Here is a 16,790-nt window from a genome sequence, read left to right on the forward strand (position 1 = left end):
CCCGCAATGCGGCATCGAGGATCCGCCACCAGCTCGGTCGCCTGCGAACGCACGTCCGCCACGACGTCGCGTCGAAGCTGTCGCTCGCCCCTGCCCGACTTGCTGTCGCGCCGGGCGGTCTTACGCCGCAAGCGCCATGTCGTTCACATCGACACCGTGAAACGTCCGCATCCACCACGTCCCCACCGGGAAAACGGCATTGCGTATGCCAGTACGCCATCGTTCGAGCGCCGCCCGGTACGATGCTCGGAACGCACTCACAGCGGCAGCAGCGATTCGCCACGCATCGCCCTGATCACGACCGACCGCGAATGTCGGATTGCGATCACGCAGCCCCTCGAAGCTCGTGGCTCGCTCGTAGGGAGAGATTTTGCTGGCTTGCTCGGCACCCAAAAAACGGAGCCCTTTTCGCTCCAGCTCCGCATGGGCTCGCCCTTCCAGGCGCGCGAGCTCGTCGGCTACCTGATGGCGGAAGCCCTCTGCGTGCTCCTGCTCGACGACCGGCGGTAGCGCGAGCGGGAGCGTCGTGTCCTCGATCCATTGCGGATTTTTTGGGTCGAGATACGCCGAGGGACGTGTCGCATGCAGCACGCCACAACCGAGCTCGCTGACATCTACCTTGATCCCCGGCCATTGCCTTGCATGCCGCACCAGGCCAGCAGCGACTGGGTTCGCGAGCACGTACGCGATCTTCTCCACCACGGCCGCCCGCGTCAACAACCGCACCACGCTTGTGGGCTCATGGTCCCATACCGGCCCGTCCCATGTCCGCAGCACTTTCGTGCCCAGTGCGACGAAGCGATGAAAGAACTGCAGGAAGCGCGGCAGGACGCCCCGCACATCGGTCACGACGAGGTGCAGATGCGTCGACATCGCGCAAAGGGCATGAACCTCGATGCCATAGCGGCGCGCCGCTACAGCGAGAGCGTAAACCAACAGCTGGTTCATGGCCGCATCCGGGCGTAGCAGGAAATGCCGGCGCAGGACGCGGCGGGTGATCAGGTAGGTCGTGCCTGGAGCGATCTCACGAGGCTGGCTCATCGCCGGAGCGCATAGACACGCGCCGTGCCGTGAGTCGGCGTGAATAGTTTCAAGGATTTGCCCGACTCGGTAGGTGGCGGCCGCCGGTGTCCGCCAGGCGCCGCCATCCGCCGACGGCGCAGCGCTGCCCGTGGCTGCGCCTCGGTCCAGCGGGGCGACCCGACCCAAGTTGGGCGACCCGACCCAGGTTAAGGTCAATTCGAAGCCCAAAGCCCAGCCGACCCAGGTTGGAATCCCCCCGGCCGTGGTTGCGCCTCGGTCCAGCGGGGCGACCCGACCCAAGTTGGGCGACCCGACCCAGGTTAAGGTCGATTCGAAGCGACCCAGGTTAGGGTCCGCCACCCAGGTTCGGGTCCGCCCCACCCAGGTTGGGGTCGCCCCCGCCGACCCAGGTTGGGGTCGCCGGGTCGCCAGGGGGCGCAGCGAGGCCCCCGGCATCCCGGCCACGACCGCGACCGCGCTGCTCGTTCGCCTCGGCGGGTACACGGCCTGGGCGAGCCCGCACGACGGCGCACCGGAGCCGCGGCCCCCCCGGCAAAGCGTTCGCGCCGCGGCTCGGCGACGTTCGCCGATGACCTCCTCTGTGCCGCAAGCTCCCGGGCCGGAACGGCGGAGGCCTCGGTCACAGGCTCCGCCCGCAAAAAAAAACCGCCCGCAGGTCCAGGCCTGCGGGCGGTCTTCATGATCCGCGACTCGGTCTACTTGAGACGCGCCAGCATCTCGACCTTCTCCGAGTCGAGCTCCGTCCAGGTGCCCCAGCCCGACTTGTCGGCATCGGTGTACTTGTGGCCGTAGATACCACCCGTATCACCCGACTCGGGGTTGATGGACCAGTACGTGAAGTCCGTCATCCCCTTCTTGATGAGATAGTCCGTGTACATGTTCTGCCACTCCCAGTCGTAGCGCTTGCCAGCAGGCAAGTGCGCCCACTGCTGGGCGAGGATCGGATCCATCTCGTTCTTCGGCCAGTCCTTCACGCCGCCGTACTCGCCGGTCAGCACGCAGAACTGCTGGTCGTGCAGGTACCCGAAGTGCTCGTCCCACTGCTTCTCCAGCAATGCGACGGCAGCTGCGTTGCTCCGCTCCGTGATCAGCCCGCACTTGGCCGCGGCGGCCGCCTCGTCCTCGAGCCCGACGCACTCGGGCTTGGACTGATCGACGTGCTGCTTCTGAACGAACACGGCAGGCCCGTAGGTGTGGGGCGAGAAGCAGAGGCGATCCCTGGGGATCTGGATCGGGTAGGTCGCCTGTCCGGTCAGGTTCTCACCCCAGTTCGGGTTGAGGTTCTCATCGCCGTGGGGCTCCGGCTCCAGCTCCAGGCCCTCCTTGCCCGGGATCTGGTGGCTGCCCGACACGCCCTGGACCACCGCGATGATGTCGTCGTTCTCGGCCGCGATCGTGTCGTAGCAGGCCTTGGCCATATCCGCCCACTCGGGCCAGGAGTACTTCCACGGCTCGTTGAAGCAATCGATGCCGAGGATGTTGTCGATCCCGAGCTTCTTGGGCAGCTGCGCAATCGTGCGGATGTCGGCGAGCCACTTGTCGTAGTTGTAGGCGTCCTCGCCGGTCTTGCAGTTGTAGGCGTCCGCGTTGTAATCGTAGTTCTCGCGAGCGCTGTCCACGTAGGGCGGGGCGTCGTCGAGCCTGCCCTTGCGCCACCCGATATGGTTCGAGCAGGAGTGGATGCCAATGATGACGTACAGCCCGTTCGCGTCGGCCTGCTTGAGGAAGTCCGTGAACGCCTCGTACGCGTTGGCGTACGGGTAGACGTCCGGATCGTTGTTCTTGATCCGGGGGGTCATGATGCTGTAATCGCCGTCCTCGTGGCCCTCGATCAGGGTCTGCGGCGCGATGGGGAGCCGGATCGTGTTGAACTTGAGAGCAGAGCTCGTGAGCTCCTTCATCGTCTTCTCGATGGTGCGCGGGGCGGAGTTCTCCGCCCACCACATCGACCCGATGAAGAGCTCCATGGCGCCGGGTCGCTCGAGATCGTCCTGTCCCTCGAGCCCGAACCAGTTGCCGCCGCGAACCTGGAACTCCGTGCCGTTGTCCGTCAGGCGGCCGTTGTCGCGCTTGACCCGGAATTTACCCGGAACGCCAGCGGTCTCCGGCGTGGGCTTCCCGTCCGGGTTGGTGGTGCCGCCGCCCGCGCCAGTGCCCGTGGGGGTGCCAGCGCCGACGCCAGTGCTGGTGGGGGTGCCAGCGCCAACGCCGCTGCTGGTGGGGGTGCCAGCGCCAACGCCGCTGCTGGTGGGGGTGCCAGCGCCGGTGCCGCCGCTCGAGTTCGCGCCGCCCGTGCCCGTGTCGCCCCCGGTGGTGCCGCTCGAGCTGTCACCGCCGCAGCCGATGGCCAGCAGCCCGGCAATGGACAAGGAACACAAGAAGATATGGCTTCCTCTGATTCTCATAGGCTCCGCTCTTTTCGTTAAGACAAATTCAGCGCACGGTACACGGTCCGAGCGATCGCATCCGTGGTTCGACCGTAGGCCAGTCCAAGTTCAACGTTTGCTCGCGCTCCAAGTCGCCCCTGCGCGGAATTCACAAACAAGCAACGCCGACGGGTTGCCGACCGGCTCTGAACATTACCCGTCAAGAAACAGGGGGTCAAGATGGGACTTGCCCCCCCGGTGTCGGGACAATTATTGATAGAGTGTCGCTTTCCCGCGGGAGCGGATCGCATGGGATCTATCGATACAGCCGACGCGGTGCAGCATGGCTATACGGTGTTCCGGCTCCACGAGGCGCTTGACTTCCGGATCAAGGCTGAGCCCCGTGCGCTCCGCGAACGGTAGAGCTCGATTCGAGGTTGAGTCCGCGCGGCGCCAGGCAGGCTTCGCTCCCGCGGAAGAGCTCGGGTACCGGCCGAGAGACCCGATGGCCAAAGCCGGTGGGTGCTCTCACGAAACGCGGCTCATCACTGCGCGACGACCCCGAGCTGCTGAAACAGCGTCAGGTTGTCTTCGATGTGCCAGTTGTCGGTGATGCGCCCCTCCTGCACGCGCAGGATGTCGGTGGCGATGAAGTCCACGGGCTGCCCGGCGCCCTTCCTGTCGCCGAAGGTGCCGGTGAAGTGGCCCCGGAAGCGCAGGTGCGCCACCACGCGGTCGCCGGCGACGATCAGCTGCTCCACCTCGCAGGTCAGGTCCGGCACCGCGGCGCGGAAGCCCTTCGACGCGAACGCCGGGCCGGACGGGCCCTGGGGGCGCCCCTCGGGCAGGGTACGATCGGTGAAGCTCGGCGCGATCGCCGCGTCGAGGTAGCTCGTGTCGCCGGTGCTCCAGAACGCGTAAAAGCGGCGCGCGGCGAGGATCTCCGCGTCGGCCTGCGCCTTCGGCAGGCTCGCGTCGACGACCAGCGACCGCGGCGCCGGCAGGTCCTCCGCGCCGGCGCCCTGCACGTAGCAGGCGCTCGCGGCGACGAAGAGCGACAGGGAGAGGGCGCTGATCAAGACGGGCTTTCTCATGACATGTCTCCTTAAAACAACGAGCCTTGACTGCCTTCCAGCGCGAAGACCGGCAGCGCTGCCAGGCTGAAGGGTCCTGTCGCCGCGCCGGGCGCAGCGGGCCCCGCGGCACAAGCACCGGAGGCCGGCCCCGGCGCGGCGGCAGGACCACCTTGATCCTTTCCGCCAGCGATGAGAACGGCCGTGATCAACGAACCAGCTTTTCCAAGAAGTTGAAGATGCGCCGCCGCGAGCTACCCTGCCCCCGATTCGCTGGAGCGCGCGCGATGGTCGAGCTGGAAGACATGCAGCTGTTCGTGTGCGCCGTCGCGAGCGGCAGCCTGTCGGCCGCGGGGCGCGAGCTCGGGTTCTCGCCGGCCGTGGCGAGCAAGCGCATGACGCGGCTCGAGACGGCGCTCGGCGTGCGCCTCCTGCAGCGCAGCTCGCGGCGCCTCACGCTCACCAGCGAGGGCGCGACCTACCACGAGCGCTGCGCCGCCATCCTCGCCGACGTCAGCGAGGCCGAGCTCGCGGTAGCCGCCGGACAGGCCGAGGCGCGCGGCCTCCTGCACGTGTCGGCGCCGGTGGATCTCGGCCGCCAGTGGGTGGGGCCGGCCGCGGCCGATTTCGCGGCGGCGCACCCGCAGCTCCGCGTGCGCATCAGCCTGTCGGATCGCGTGGTGGACCTGTTCGAGGCCGGGGTCGACGTGGCCGTGCGCATCGGCGCGCTCTCCGACTCGCGCCTCGTCTCGCGCCGGCTGGCCCGGAGCCGCCGCGTCGTCTGCGGCGCGCCGGCCTACCTCGCGCGGCGCGGGTGGCCGCGCACGCTCGCGGACCTCGACGCGCACGCGTGCATCGTGCTGCAGCGCCCGGGCATGCGCCCCCTCGCGTGGACCTTCCGCACCGAGCAGGGGCTCCACACCGTCCGCCCCTCCGGCCAGCTCATGGCCGACAGCGGCGACCTGGTGCGCGACTGGGCCGTGGCCGGCCACGGGCTGGCCTTCAAATCGATCTGGGATGTCGCCGCCGACATCGACGCCGGGCGCCTCGTGCCGCTCTTGACCGACCTTCCAGCGCCGAGCTCGGCCGTGAACGTCATCTACCCGAGCCGGCGCTTCCTGCCCGCCCGGGCGCGGCTGTTCGTCGACTTCCTCCAGCAGCGCTTCGCCGCGCGCGAGGCCGCGGTGCTGGCGGCGGCGACGCCGCGCGCCGAGCCGCCGTCACCGCCCCACCGCAAGCGCCGCGGCTGATCCGCGCGTCGACCTCCACCCCGCCCGCCGCGCCCCCGCCCCGCCCCCGCCCCGCCCCCGCCCCGCCCCCGCACCCGCCCGCACCCGCCCGCACCCGCCCTGGGAGCCCCTACCCGACGCCGATCGCCGCCAGGAACTGCTCCCTCTCCTCGGCCGTCGGGCGGCGCCCGGACAGGTAGCGCCGCTGGTGCGCGCGGGCCGCGGCGAGTGACGCCTGGTTCAGGACCTTGATCGGCACCCTGGGCGCGTAGAGGCTTGTCACCTCGAGCTGCGTCGTCCCGCCCGCGCCCGGCGAGAAGCGGTAGGTCCCGAGCCCTCGCGACCACAGCATGTTCTCCTCGAACGCATCGACGCTGACCTCGACGACATCGGGCGAGACCCGCTGCGCCGAGTACCGCGATGTCTGCATGAGGGCCCCGGCGCCCGGGAGCGGCACGCTCATCCGGAGAACGAAGCTCGGCTCGCGGTACGATCCCGATTGCATCGCGCACTCGGCGCCGGGGAAGAGCTCACGCGCCTGGCCGTGCTGATCCCAATAGAGGGCGGCAGCGTCGAGCGGGTCAATGGGACCGATATCGATCGCGAACCGGACGCCGCGCAGCCCGCGCGCCTCGTCGTGGACGTCCTCCGAGTGCTCGATCTCCGTGTCCTCGTGCTGCCACATGGTCGTCTCCTCACGCCGGCGAAAAGAGCCTATGTGAAGCACGGCAGCGCATCAAGGAAGCGACGCGCCGCGCTGGCCGCGAGCTGCCGTCACATCGCGCGCTCGCCGCCCCCCGACGGGGCCTGAAGCGCGGCTCCGCTCCGATGGCCCCGCCGCGTCGGCTCCGCCGCCGTCGAGCCGGCTCATGGCCGCGCGGCTCCGGCGGAGCCTTACACCGCGTTCAGCATGCGCGCATGGCCCGCTCGCGCGCCGGCTTGCTACTCTCCGCGCCCATGAACTACCGCAACCTCGGACGCACTGGCCTGAAGGTCAGCCCCCTCTGCCTGGGCACGATGAACTTCGGCCCGGAGACCAGCGAGCCCGACAGCTTCGCCATCATGGACCGGGCCCTGGAGCACGGGATCAACTTCTTCGACACGGCCAACGTGTACGGCCGGAAGCGCGGAGAGGGCGTCACCGAGCAACTTATCGGCCGCTGGCTCGCCCAGGGCGGCGGGCGGCGGGACCGCATCGTCCTCGCCACGAAGGTCTACGGCCTCATGGGCGAAGGCCCGAACGACAGGCGGCTCTCGGCCTACCACATCCGCCGCGCGTGCGAGGAGAGCCTGCGCCGCCTGCAGACCGACCATATCGACCTCTATCAGATGCACCACATCGACCGTGAGACGCCCTGGGACGAGATCTGGCAGGCGATGGAGCAGCTCGTCCGCGAGGGCAAGGTCCTCTACGTCGGCAGCAGCAACTTCGCCGGCTGGCACATCGCCCAGGCCAACGGCCTCGCCGCGAAGCGGCACTTCCTCGGCCTGGTCTCGGAGCAGAGCCTGTACAACCTCACCGCGCGCATGGTCGAGCTGGAGCTCCTGCCCGCGTGCCGCGCGTTCGGCCTCGGCGTGCTGCCCTGGAGCCCGCTCGCCGGCGGGCTGCTCGGCGGCGCCCTCCAGAAGGCGCGCGAGGGCCGGCGCGCCTCGGCCGACGCGCAGGCGCGCATCGAGAAGAACCGCGCCAGGCTGGAGGCCTACGAGGCGTTCTGCGCCGTCCTCGGCGAGAAGCCGGCCGACGTGGCCCTGGCCTGGCTGCTCCAGAACCCGGTCGTGACGTCGCCCATCATCGGTCCGCGCACCGCCGAGCAGCTCGACGGCAGCCTGCGCGCCCTCGAGATCAAGCTGACTCCGGAGCACATGAAGCGGCTCGACGAGATCTTCCCGGGCCCCGGCGGTGAGGCGCCGGAGGCCTACGCCTGGTAGCAGCGCTCCAGCCAGCGCTCGCGCCCCCCCGGTCCCCCGCTCGCCCTCCCCTGCTCGCGCGGCGCGCGCGGTGATGCGCCACTGCGCCACTGCGCCACGCGTGCCCGCCTCGCGCCACGCGCGCGCCGCGCCCGCACGCGTCAGCGACGCCGCCGGACGGGTCGATTTCGATTCCAAGGCGGCCGGCGGATGACCTACGCTTCGAGGCCCGGAGACGCGGACAGGGGCGCTCGGGCACAGGTGGATATCCATGGGCCAATGGCGGTATGAACAGGGGCTGCACGACGTCGGCAACGGCTGCTTTGCCTATCTCCAGCCGGCCGGCACCTGGGGGCTCAGCAACGCGGGGCTCGTCACCTCCGGCGGCGAGGCGCTGCTCGTCGACACGCTCTTCGACCTGAAGCACACGCGCGAGATGCTCGACGCCATGCGCGCGGCGACCCCCGCCGCGGCGCAGATAGGCACGATCGTGAACACCCACGCGAACGGCGACCATTGCTACGGCAACGCGCTCGTCGCCGGCGCGACGATCGTCGCCACGCGCGCGAGCGCCGCCGAGATGGACGAGGTCCCCGCGCCGATGCTCGCGGCGGTGATGCGACAGGCGCGCAGCGGCGCCGCCGGCCCGCTGGGCGACTACCTCCTCCATTGCTTCGGCGCCTTCGATTTCGACGGCATCGCCCCCACCCCGCCCACCCGGGTCTTCGACGGAGAGCTGACGCTCGCGGTCGGAGACAAGGAGGTCCGCCTCATCGAGGTGGGCCCCTCGCACACGCAGGGCGACCTGCTCGTGCATGTGCCCGCGGACCGCGTGATCTACACCGGCGACATCCTCTTCATCGACGTGACGCCGATCATGTGGGCAGGGCCTGTCGGCAACTGGATCAAGGCCTGCGATACCATCCTCGCGGCGGACGTCGACGTCATCGTGCCCGGACACGGCCCCCTCACGGACCGGAAGGGCGTGCGCGCGGTCCGCGACTACCTCGTGTACATCCGCGACGAGGCGCGGCGCCGCTATGACGCCGGCATGTCCCCGGCCGACGCCGCCCGCGATATAGCGCTCGGCGATTACGCGAGCTGGAGCGACGCCGAGCGCATCGCGGTGAACGTGCACACGCTCTACCGCGAGTTCAGCGGGGGCCGGCTCGCGCCGCCCGGCCAGCTCGATCTCTTCGGCCTCATGGCCGAGCTCGCGCGGAGACCGCGCTGAAGGAACCAGAAGAAGACGACGGTCATTCAACCACCAGGGCAAGAGGTAAGAAAAGATAAGCCAAGAGCACGCCGGTCGTCCGTGGCAACAGGCGATTCGCGGCGTCTGTCTACCGCGTCGCCCGGGCTCGTCCCCGGCTCCGTGATGGAGAAGGAGACGAGTCACAGAGGCACAGAGGCACAGAGAGCACAGAGGACACGGAGGACACAGAGTCTTTCTTTCTCTCCTCTGTGCCCTCTGTGCCTCTGTGGTTTCTTCTCTCATGAAACCAGGGACGAGCCTTCACAACGCGGTACGAGGCAGCGCGCAGGGGGCGCCGTCAGCCGCCGTGGACCGATAGTTTCCCCCGAGAGCGACTCCAGGTCAAGCAACGCTGGGGACGTGCGCGGACAGGAAATGTCCATTCCGCCGCGTCGCCATCTCGCTCACGTTGCGCGGCGTTTCACGGCATCTCGCGTGGTCTCAGGCCGTTGTGCCCCGCGTCGTTGCACCCGCGTCGTTGCGCTGCCCTGCGCTCCTGAGGAATCCCCTCATGTGCAGCCCTTTTCATCGGAGAAATTGAACAGGGAGGCGGGGAGACGGGGAGTATTTTGAAGATTTCCCTCCCCGTCTCCCCGCCTCCCTGTGAATTTTCCGAAGAATTTGAGGGGACGCCTCAGCCCGCGCTCCGCTCACCCCTTCAGGCCGGTGCGCGCGACGCCCTCGATCACGTAACGCTGCGCGGCGATGAAGACCGCGAGGATCGGGACGCTCGCCACCACCGCGCCCGCCGTGACGAGCGCGTAGTCCGTGGCGTGGGCCGCTTGGAGCAGCGCGAGGCCCGGTGAAAGCGTGAGCTTCTCCGGGTTGAACAGCACATAGATGGGCCAGAGGAAGTCGTTCCAGTTGCTCAGCAAGCTGAGAACGGCCAGCGTCGCCAGGGCCGGCCTGGACAGGGGCAGCACGATCTTCCAGAACACCTCGAGTCGGCTGGCGCCGTCGAGCGCCGCCGCCTCCTCGAGCTCCCGCGGGAGCCCGAGGAAGAACTGGCGCAGGAAGAAGACCCCGAACGCCGAGGCGGCCGGCGGCACCACGAGCGCCGGGAGGCTGTCGAGCCAGCCGAGGGCCCTGACGATCAGGTAGTTCGCGGGCAGGAACATGATCGGCGGAATGAACAGCGTGGAGAGGATCGCCGCGAGCACGAGCCGCTTGCCGCGGAACTCCATGCGCGCGAGCGCGTACGCCGCCGGCGCCGCCGTGGCCAGCACGAGCAGCGCGTGGGCCGCGGCGGCCACGATGCTGTTCAGGAGCCAGCGGAACACCGGCGCCTCGGAGCTCGGGCCCGCGAGCGCCTCGTAGCTCTCCATGGTCGCCCGCGCGGGCACCAGCGTGGGCGGCACCGCCGTCGCCTCCGGCGGCGACTTCAGCGAGGTGAGCGCCATCCAGATCACCGGCGCGAGGTAGACCACGGCGAGCACGATCAGCGCGGCATACGACAGGGCCCTTCCGACCTGCCGGCGGCGGACAGGGCAGGTGCGCTCGAAGAGCCCGAGCGGCCGGAGCATCAGTGGAGCTCCTCGTCGCTGCCCCGCCCGAAGAACAGGAGGAACATGCCGACGTTCACGAGCGCGAGGAAGAAGGCCTGGACGTAGCTCATGGCCGCCGCGGTGCCGAGCCGGTAGTTCCGGAACCCCTCCTCGGCGATGTACATGATGGTGGTGCGGGTCTCGCTGCCAGGCCCGCCGCCGGTGACCAGGTACGCCTGTCCGAACATGTTGGCCGACCCGAGGACGGTCATGGTCACCACGAAGACGAACACCGGCCTGAGCCCCGGCACGGTGACGTTGCGGAACTGCTGCCAGCGGGTCGCGCCGTCGATGCGAGCGGCGTCGTAGAGCTCCCGGTGGATGTTCTGCAGCCCGGCCAGGTAGATCACGGCGTTATAGCCGAGGGTCCACCACACCGTCATCCCGACCAGCGAGACCCACACCCACGGCACCGCCGTCGTCCAGCCCGTGTCGGCGGGCAAGCCCACCTTGCCCAGCAGGTGGTTGATCACGCCGATGTGGGGGTCGAGCAACAGCCGCCACATCAGGGCGACGACCGCCACGCCGAGCACGTAGGGCGCGAAGAACATGGCCCGGAAGAACGACCGGCCGGGAAAGCGCTGGTTGAGCGCGAGGGCGAGGGCCAGCGGGAGCGTCACCAGGACAGGCACGCTCAGCGCCGTGAAGAGGGCCGTGGCCCGCAGCGCATGCCAGAAATTGCCGCGGATCGGCGAGCCGGACCGGAACAGATCGGCATAGTTGTCGAGCCCCACCCACGGCTTCGTCGGCAGGAACGGGTCCCAGTCATGGAGGCTGAGCCACACGCCGAGGACGAGCGGCACCACGACGAAGAGGCCGAACAGCGCGAGGTACGGCGCGAGGAACAGGTAGGGAGCCCACCGCGCCGAGCGCGCGACGCCGCGCCGCAGCCGGCCCACGAGAGGAGCAGCGCTCCGCGCGCCGCCGTCCGCCGCGGCGCGGCCGGGCTCCACGAGGGGTACTTCGATCGCTGTCACAAGGCCCTCCCGAATTTCCTCAGGTTGTCCGAGAGCAGCGCGTCGGCCTCGCGGGCCGCGCGGTTCAGGGCCTCTCGCGGGGCGGCCCGCAGCAGCACGGCCTCGTTCACCGCGAGGTCGAGGGTGGACGCCCGCACCGAGTCGACGCCGGCGATCGCCGGCGGGAAGCGGACCACCGGGAGCTGCTCGGCGAAGATCGCCTGCTCCGTCATGCGCTGGAACGCGGCGCTCTCCCGGGCCTCGCGCCGGGCCGGCACCATGCCGGCCTTCGCCCACTCGAGGGAGTGCCTGCTGAGCCAGTCGACGAACACCACCGAGGCCCTGAGCCGGCCCTGGCCGGCGCCGGTCGAGGGCTGGCGCGGGAGCACGAGGTTGTGCGAGTTGGCCCAGACCGCCCGCCGCGCGCCGATCGCGGGCACCGGGAGGACGCCCCACCGGAGCCCGGGGATCGCCCTGTAGGCGTTGATCATCCAGATGCCGTTCCAGATGAAGGCGTTCCGGTTGTTGGTGAAGGCGATGCTGTCGGCGTCCTGGCCGACGTCGCGCGGGCTGTAGCCCCGCTTGATGAGATCGAGCATGAAGCCCAGCGCCTCGACGCCGGCCTCGGAGTTGAACGTGGCCCGGGCGCCGTCCTGCGAGAACAGCTCGCCGCCGGACTGCCACAGGAGCGACTGGAACATCAGACCGCCGGTGTACAGGACCGGCGACACCCACGATCCCTTGATCCCCCTCCCCTTGAGGTGCTCGAGCACCGCCAGGTAATCGCGCCGGGAGCGCGGCAGCGCGGCGTCGCCGATGCCGGCGTCGGCCAGCACGGCGCGGTTGTAGTAGAGGCCGAGGGGGTGCACATCGAGGGGAATGCCGTATCGGCGCCCCCTGAAGACGCCGGCGTCCCAGAGCGCCCGGGAGAAGTCGCCGGCGCCGAGGCCGAGCGCCTGGGTCACCTCGTCGAGGGGGAGGATGGTGCGGTGGACCGACGCCGTGGCCAGCTGATCCGCGTGCATGACGGCCACGTCGGGCCCATGGCCGCTGTCGACCGCGGCCGGGACCTTCTGGTAGAAGTCACCCCAGCGGGTCACGCTCATCCGCACGGTGATGTTGTCGTGCTCGCGGTTGAACCGCTCGACGAGCCGCTCCATCGGCGGCCTGTCGCCCCCGGTGAAGCCGGTCCAGAACGCGAGATCGACCGCCGGGCCCGCGTAGCCCCGGCTGCCGCCGGCGGCGATCGCGGCCTGTTCGCGCACGTCGACCGGGTCGCCGCGGCAGCCCAGCAGCAGCAGGCCCGCGGCCGCCCCCGCGCCCGCGAGGAGGTCGCGGCGGCTCGGCTGCCGCTCAGGATCTCCGCTTCTCCCCGGTGCTCGCGCCCTCTGCATCTGCCCTCTGCTCACGCGCTCTCGCCGCAGAGGGCTCGCTTGTGGCCTGTCGCCCGCGACCGAGCCGAGCCGTGGCTCACCCTCGGTCCCCCGGCTGCCGCGGCGATTTACACCGATGTCACCCACCGTCCAGAGGAATATTCCCGGAGCGCATGGGCGACCACGCGTTCATCCTGAGTTGCCTTTATCTCCCCTTTTGAAGGAGAGATTTTATCCATCGAATCGCCGGTGACTCCGATGGGTGCGCGGACGCGCCCCCGGATCAGCGCTGGTGCGGAGGGCGCGGCGGCGCGGCGGGCGGCGGCGCGCGGCGGAGCGCGCCGCCGCCCTTGGCGCCGAGCACCACGACGTCGACGATGGACTCCAGCACGCCGTCGTCGACGGGAGCGTGCAGGCGGAAGAGGCGGTTCGTCACGGTGCCGCGGATCATCTCCACCAGGAGGTCGAGATCGGTGCCCGGCGGCAGCTCGCCGCGCGCGACGCCGCGCGCGAGCACCTCCCGCCAGGGGGCGAGGCGCTCGTCGCGGAGCGTGCGGACGAGGGCGTCGACCTCCGGCACGTGCAGCTCGGCCAGGAGCATGCGGGAGATGCCCTGCCCCTCGGGCGTGGACGCCACGGCGACGAAGCGCCGGACGAGCTCGAGCAGATCGAGCCGCACCGCGCCGGTGTCCGGCGGGGGGTCGCGGTCCTCGACGACCGAGCGCAGCGTCGCCCGGACGAGCTCGGCCTTCGTCGGCCAGCGGCGGTACACCGTCGTCTTGTTCACGCCCGCCCGCGCGGCCACGTCCTCCACCCGCAGCGCCGCGTAGCCCGCCCGCGCGATCTCCGCGGCGGCCGCGTGCATCACCGCGCGCACCACGCGCTCGCTGCGGCCGCCGTGCCGCGCGCCGCGCGCGCCCGTGCGACGGCGCTCCGCCTCGGGGACGGGCTCCGCCGGAGGCGGCTCTCTCGGGGTGGACGGCGTGACGCTCCGCATCGCGAGGGCCCTCCATTCAACCACGACGGCGCCGCCGATGGAGGCGGCTCGATCCAACTATGGCAACCATGAGTTGCTTTTGTCAGCCCCGGTGGTAACACTATCGCAACGATATGTTGCCTTAGTGACGCGGCGCTCGTTGCAGCCGCTGTCGGCGGGGCGACGAGGAGCAGGCGGCGACCATGTCCACGACGACGAGCGCTCTCCCACGAGAGCCGGAGGCGGCCCCTGAGGCGATCTCCGGGGCGGTCAAGGCCGGGAAGCCGAGCAAGGCGGTCGGCGTCACGGCGGCGGCGGTCGCGCTGGCCGCCGCGGCGGGCGTGGGCTGGTACGTCGCGCACCGCGGGCTCGAGACGACGGACGACGCGCAGATCGACGCCGAGGTGGTGTCGGTGCCCGCGCGCGCGTCGGGCCTGGTGGTGAAGGTCCTGTTCGCGGAGAACCAGGCGGTGAAGGCGGGCGATGTGCTCGCCGAGCTGGACGCCGAGCCCGCGCGCGCGCGGCTCGCCCAGGCGGAGGCGAGCGTCTCGGCGGCCAGGGCGAGCGCCGACGCGGCCGACGCCGACGAGCGCATCGCCGAGACCAACGCGCGCAGCAACAAGTCGGTCGCCGAGGCCTCGCTGCACGGCGCGACCAGCAGCGCGAGCGCGTCGAAGCAGCAGATCGCCGAGGGGGAGGCGCAGGTCGCCGCGACGACGGCGACCCTGGAGCAGGCCACGCTCGAGCGGGACCGCGCGCGGAAGCTCGTCGAGACCGGGGCGCTCGCCCAGGCGCAGCTCGACCAGCTGCAGGCGAGCGTCGACGTCGCCCGCGCGTCGCTCGAGCAGGCCAAGGCGCACCTCGCGGCGCTCCGGGCCACGACGACGCAGGCCTGGAGCCGGGTCGAGGAGGCGAACGCGAAGGTCCAGCAGGCGAGCGACGTCGACGCGTTCATCGCTCAGGCCCGCGCCCGCGCCCGCGTGGCGCACGCCCAGGTGGAGACCGCCCAGGCCGCGCGGGACCTGGCCGCGCTCGAGCTCTCGTACACGCGCATCGTCGCGCCGCAGGACGGGGTCGTGTCGAAGAAGACCCTCTCCGCCGGGCAGATGGTCTCCCCCGGCCAGGCCGTGGGGATGCTCGTCCGCGGACAGCAGGTCTGGGTGACCGGCAACTTCAAGGAGACGCAGCTCGCGCACATGCGCGCCGGCCAGCCCGCGAGCGTGTCGGTGGACGCCTACCCCGGCGTGACCGTGCACGGCGAGGTAGAGAGCTTCTCCGCGGCCACCGGCGCGCGCTTCAGCCTGCTGCCGCCGGACAACGCGACAGGCAACTTCACCAAGGTCGTCCAGCGGGTGCCGGTGCGGATCCGCGTCCGCGACGTGCCGCCGGACGTCGTCCTGCGCCCGGGGATGAGCGTCGAGCTGACGGTCGACGCGAGCAAGTAGGGAGAGGAGGAGCCATGGCAGAGGCGGCACTCGCGGCCCCGCCGGCGGCCTACGCCGACGCGCCCGCCAACGCGAACAGGTGGCTCGTGGCCGTGGCCGTGGCCCTCGGCGCGCTCCTCGAGATCGTCGACACGAGCATCGTCAACGTGGCGCTCACGGAGATGCAGAACTCGCTCGGCGCCACGCTCACCCAGGTGAGCTGGGTCGTCTCGAGCTACGCCATCGCGAACGTCATCATCCTCCCGCTCACCGCGTGGCTCGGGCACCGCTTCGGAAAGAAGCGTTACTTTGTGTTCTCGCTGATCGCCTTCACCGCGGCTTCGGTGCTCTGCGGCATGGCCCACAGCCTGCCGATGCTCATCGTCGCCCGCGTGCTCCAGGGGCTCGGCGGCGGCGGCCTGCTCGCGAAGGCGCAGTCGATCCTGTTCGAGACGTTCCCGAAGCACGAGCAGGCGATGGCGCAGGGCTTCTTCTCGGCCATCGTCATCGCCGGGCCGACGATCGGGCCGACGCTCGGCGGCTACATCGTCACGAACATCGACTGGCGCTGGATCTTCTTCATCAACGTCCCGCTCGGCATCGCGGCCGTGCTGATGTGCCTGGCCTTCCTGCCGCCGGACGTCGCGGGCGAGCGGCAGCGCGGCGGCGTCGACTGGCTCGCGATCGCCCTGCTCGCGGCCGGCGTCGGCTCGCTGCAGACGGTGCTCGAGGAGGGGCACGCCGAGGAGTGGTTCGACTCGCCGTTCATCCTCGCGCTCTCCGCGATCGCGGCCGTGAGCCTCGCCCTGTTCATCCACCGCGAGCTCTCGTCGAAGAGCCCGATCGTGGACCTGCGCGTGCTCCGTCACCGCTCGCTCTGGGCGGGGAGCCTCCTGTCGGCCGTCATCGGCATGGGCCTCTACGGCACGCTCTTCGCCGTGCCCATCTTCGCCCAGTCGCTCCTCGGCTACACCTCGCAGCAGACGGGCTTGCTGCTGCTCCCGGGCGCGCTGGTCTCGGCCCTGTCGATGCCGCTCGTGGCGCGGCTCGTGAGCCGGTTCGACCCGCGCGTGCTCATCGTGACGGGGGGGCTCATCCTGCTCGCCGCGCTCTTCCAGCTCCACCAGCTGACCCCGATGACGGGCGCGGACGACCTGTTCTGGCCGCTCATCATCCGCTCGTTCGGCACGACGCTGATGTTCCTGCCGCTCAGCATGGCCACGCTCGGGCCGCTCCCGAGGAACGACATCGCCGCCGCGACCGGCCTCTACAGCCTGACACGGCAGCTCGGGGGCAGCGTCGGGGTCGCCGTGCTCACCACCGTGCTCGCCGATCGGCAGGCGTTCCACCGCGCGGTCCTGGTGAGCGACATGGGGGCGAGCGACCCGAGGACCCTGGAGCGCATCGCCGCGTACGCGTCGGGGTTCGTCGCGAAGGGGTTCGACGCGGCGGACGCGCGCAACAAGGCGCTCCACATCCTCGACGGGATCGTGAACCTGCAGGCCGCCGTGATGTCGTTCAACGACACGTTCTGGGTGACGGCGGTGCTCGTGATCGCCACGCTCCCGCTGGTGTTCCTGCTGGGCAAGGGCCGGGGCGGCCCCGTATCCGCGGGGCACTGAGGCGCTGGCGGAGCGCTCGG

Annotated in this window: 13 protein-coding genes; 5 read left to right on the plus strand and 8 right to left on the minus strand. The window is 70.4% G+C overall.

Going from position 1 to position 16,790, the window contains the following annotated elements; all coding sequences use genetic code 11:
* Positions 1 to 120: 120 nt before the first annotated feature.
* The 3 genes from WME89_RS34620 to WME89_RS34630 all read right to left on the minus strand — a co-directional run bounded on the left by WME89_RS34620 (position 121) and on the right by WME89_RS34630 (position 4,504).
* Positions 121 to 1,041, minus strand: coding sequence for a transposase (locus WME89_RS34620; RefSeq protein WP_438003915.1), 921 nt, complete (start codon positions 1,039 to 1,041; stop codon positions 121 to 123).
* 698 nt (positions 1,042 to 1,739) lie between these two features.
* Positions 1,740 to 3,449, minus strand: coding sequence for a glycoside hydrolase family 5 protein (locus WME89_RS34625; RefSeq protein ID WP_438003916.1), 1,710 nt, complete (start codon positions 3,447 to 3,449; stop codon positions 1,740 to 1,742).
* A gap of 506 nt (positions 3,450 to 3,955) precedes the next feature.
* Positions 3,956 to 4,504, minus strand: coding sequence for an ester cyclase (locus WME89_RS34630; RefSeq protein ID WP_438003917.1), 549 nt, complete (start codon positions 4,502 to 4,504; stop codon positions 3,956 to 3,958).
* A gap of 266 nt (positions 4,505 to 4,770) precedes the next feature.
* Here WME89_RS34630 and WME89_RS34635 point away from each other — a divergent pair, with 266 nt between their 5' ends.
* Entirely contained in the window at positions 4,771 to 5,733 is a 963-nt protein-coding gene (locus WME89_RS34635) for a LysR family transcriptional regulator (protein WP_438003918.1), read from the plus strand.
* A gap of 109 nt (positions 5,734 to 5,842) precedes the next feature.
* On the opposite strand, the gene WME89_RS34640 is transcribed toward WME89_RS34635, so the two are convergent.
* A complete protein-coding gene (locus WME89_RS34640; RefSeq protein ID WP_438003919.1) occupies positions 5,843 to 6,397 on the minus strand; it encodes a hypothetical protein in 555 nt (184 codons plus the stop codon).
* Positions 6,398 to 6,669: 272 nt separating this feature from the next.
* Between WME89_RS34640 and WME89_RS34645 the strand changes: the two genes are divergently transcribed.
* Positions 6,670 to 7,641 (plus strand): aldo/keto reductase, encoded by a 972-nt coding sequence (locus tag WME89_RS34645; RefSeq protein ID WP_438012011.1) that lies wholly within the window; start codon positions 6,670 to 6,672, stop codon positions 7,639 to 7,641.
* 250 nt (positions 7,642 to 7,891) lie between these two features.
* Positions 7,892 to 8,854 (plus strand): MBL fold metallo-hydrolase, encoded by a 963-nt coding sequence (locus tag WME89_RS34650; RefSeq protein WP_438003920.1) that lies wholly within the window; start codon positions 7,892 to 7,894, stop codon positions 8,852 to 8,854.
* 671 nt (positions 8,855 to 9,525) lie between these two features.
* On the opposite strand, the gene WME89_RS34655 is transcribed toward WME89_RS34650, so the two are convergent.
* From WME89_RS34655 to WME89_RS34670, 4 genes are all read right to left on the minus strand, one after another.
* Positions 9,526 to 10,398, minus strand: coding sequence for a carbohydrate ABC transporter permease (locus WME89_RS34655; RefSeq protein ID WP_438003921.1), 873 nt, complete (start codon positions 10,396 to 10,398; stop codon positions 9,526 to 9,528).
* Complete coding sequence (locus tag WME89_RS34660) at positions 10,398 to 11,396, minus strand: carbohydrate ABC transporter permease (protein ID WP_438003922.1); 999 nt, start codon at positions 11,394 to 11,396, stop codon at positions 10,398 to 10,400. Before WME89_RS34660 ends, WME89_RS34655 begins: the two co-directional genes overlap by 1 nt.
* Positions 11,393 to 12,769, minus strand: coding sequence for an ABC transporter substrate-binding protein (locus WME89_RS34665; protein WP_438003923.1), 1,377 nt, complete (start codon positions 12,767 to 12,769; stop codon positions 11,393 to 11,395). Before WME89_RS34665 ends, WME89_RS34660 begins: the two co-directional genes overlap by 4 nt.
* 262 nt (positions 12,770 to 13,031) lie before the next feature.
* A complete protein-coding gene (locus WME89_RS34670) occupies positions 13,032 to 13,802 on the minus strand; it encodes a TetR/AcrR family transcriptional regulator (protein WP_438003924.1) in 771 nt (256 codons plus the stop codon).
* 125 nt (positions 13,803 to 13,927) lie between these two features.
* Between WME89_RS34670 and WME89_RS34675 the strand changes: the two genes are divergently transcribed.
* Together WME89_RS34675 and WME89_RS34680 are read left to right on the plus strand one after the other, a co-directional pair.
* Entirely contained in the window at positions 13,928 to 15,169 is a 1,242-nt protein-coding gene (locus tag WME89_RS34675; protein ID WP_438003925.1) for an HlyD family secretion protein, read from the plus strand.
* Positions 15,170 to 15,183: 14 nt separating this feature from the next.
* On the plus strand, positions 15,184 to 16,770 hold the full coding sequence (locus WME89_RS34680) for a DHA2 family efflux MFS transporter permease subunit (protein ID WP_438003926.1): 1,587 nt from the start codon (positions 15,184 to 15,186) through the stop codon (positions 16,768 to 16,770).
* The last annotated feature ends 20 nt before the right edge of the window (positions 16,771 to 16,790 follow it).

Origin of the sequence: Sorangium sp. So ce321, assembly GCF_051530195.1 — a bacterium.
Lineage (GTDB): Bacteria > Myxococcota_A > Polyangia > Polyangiales > Polyangiaceae > Sorangium.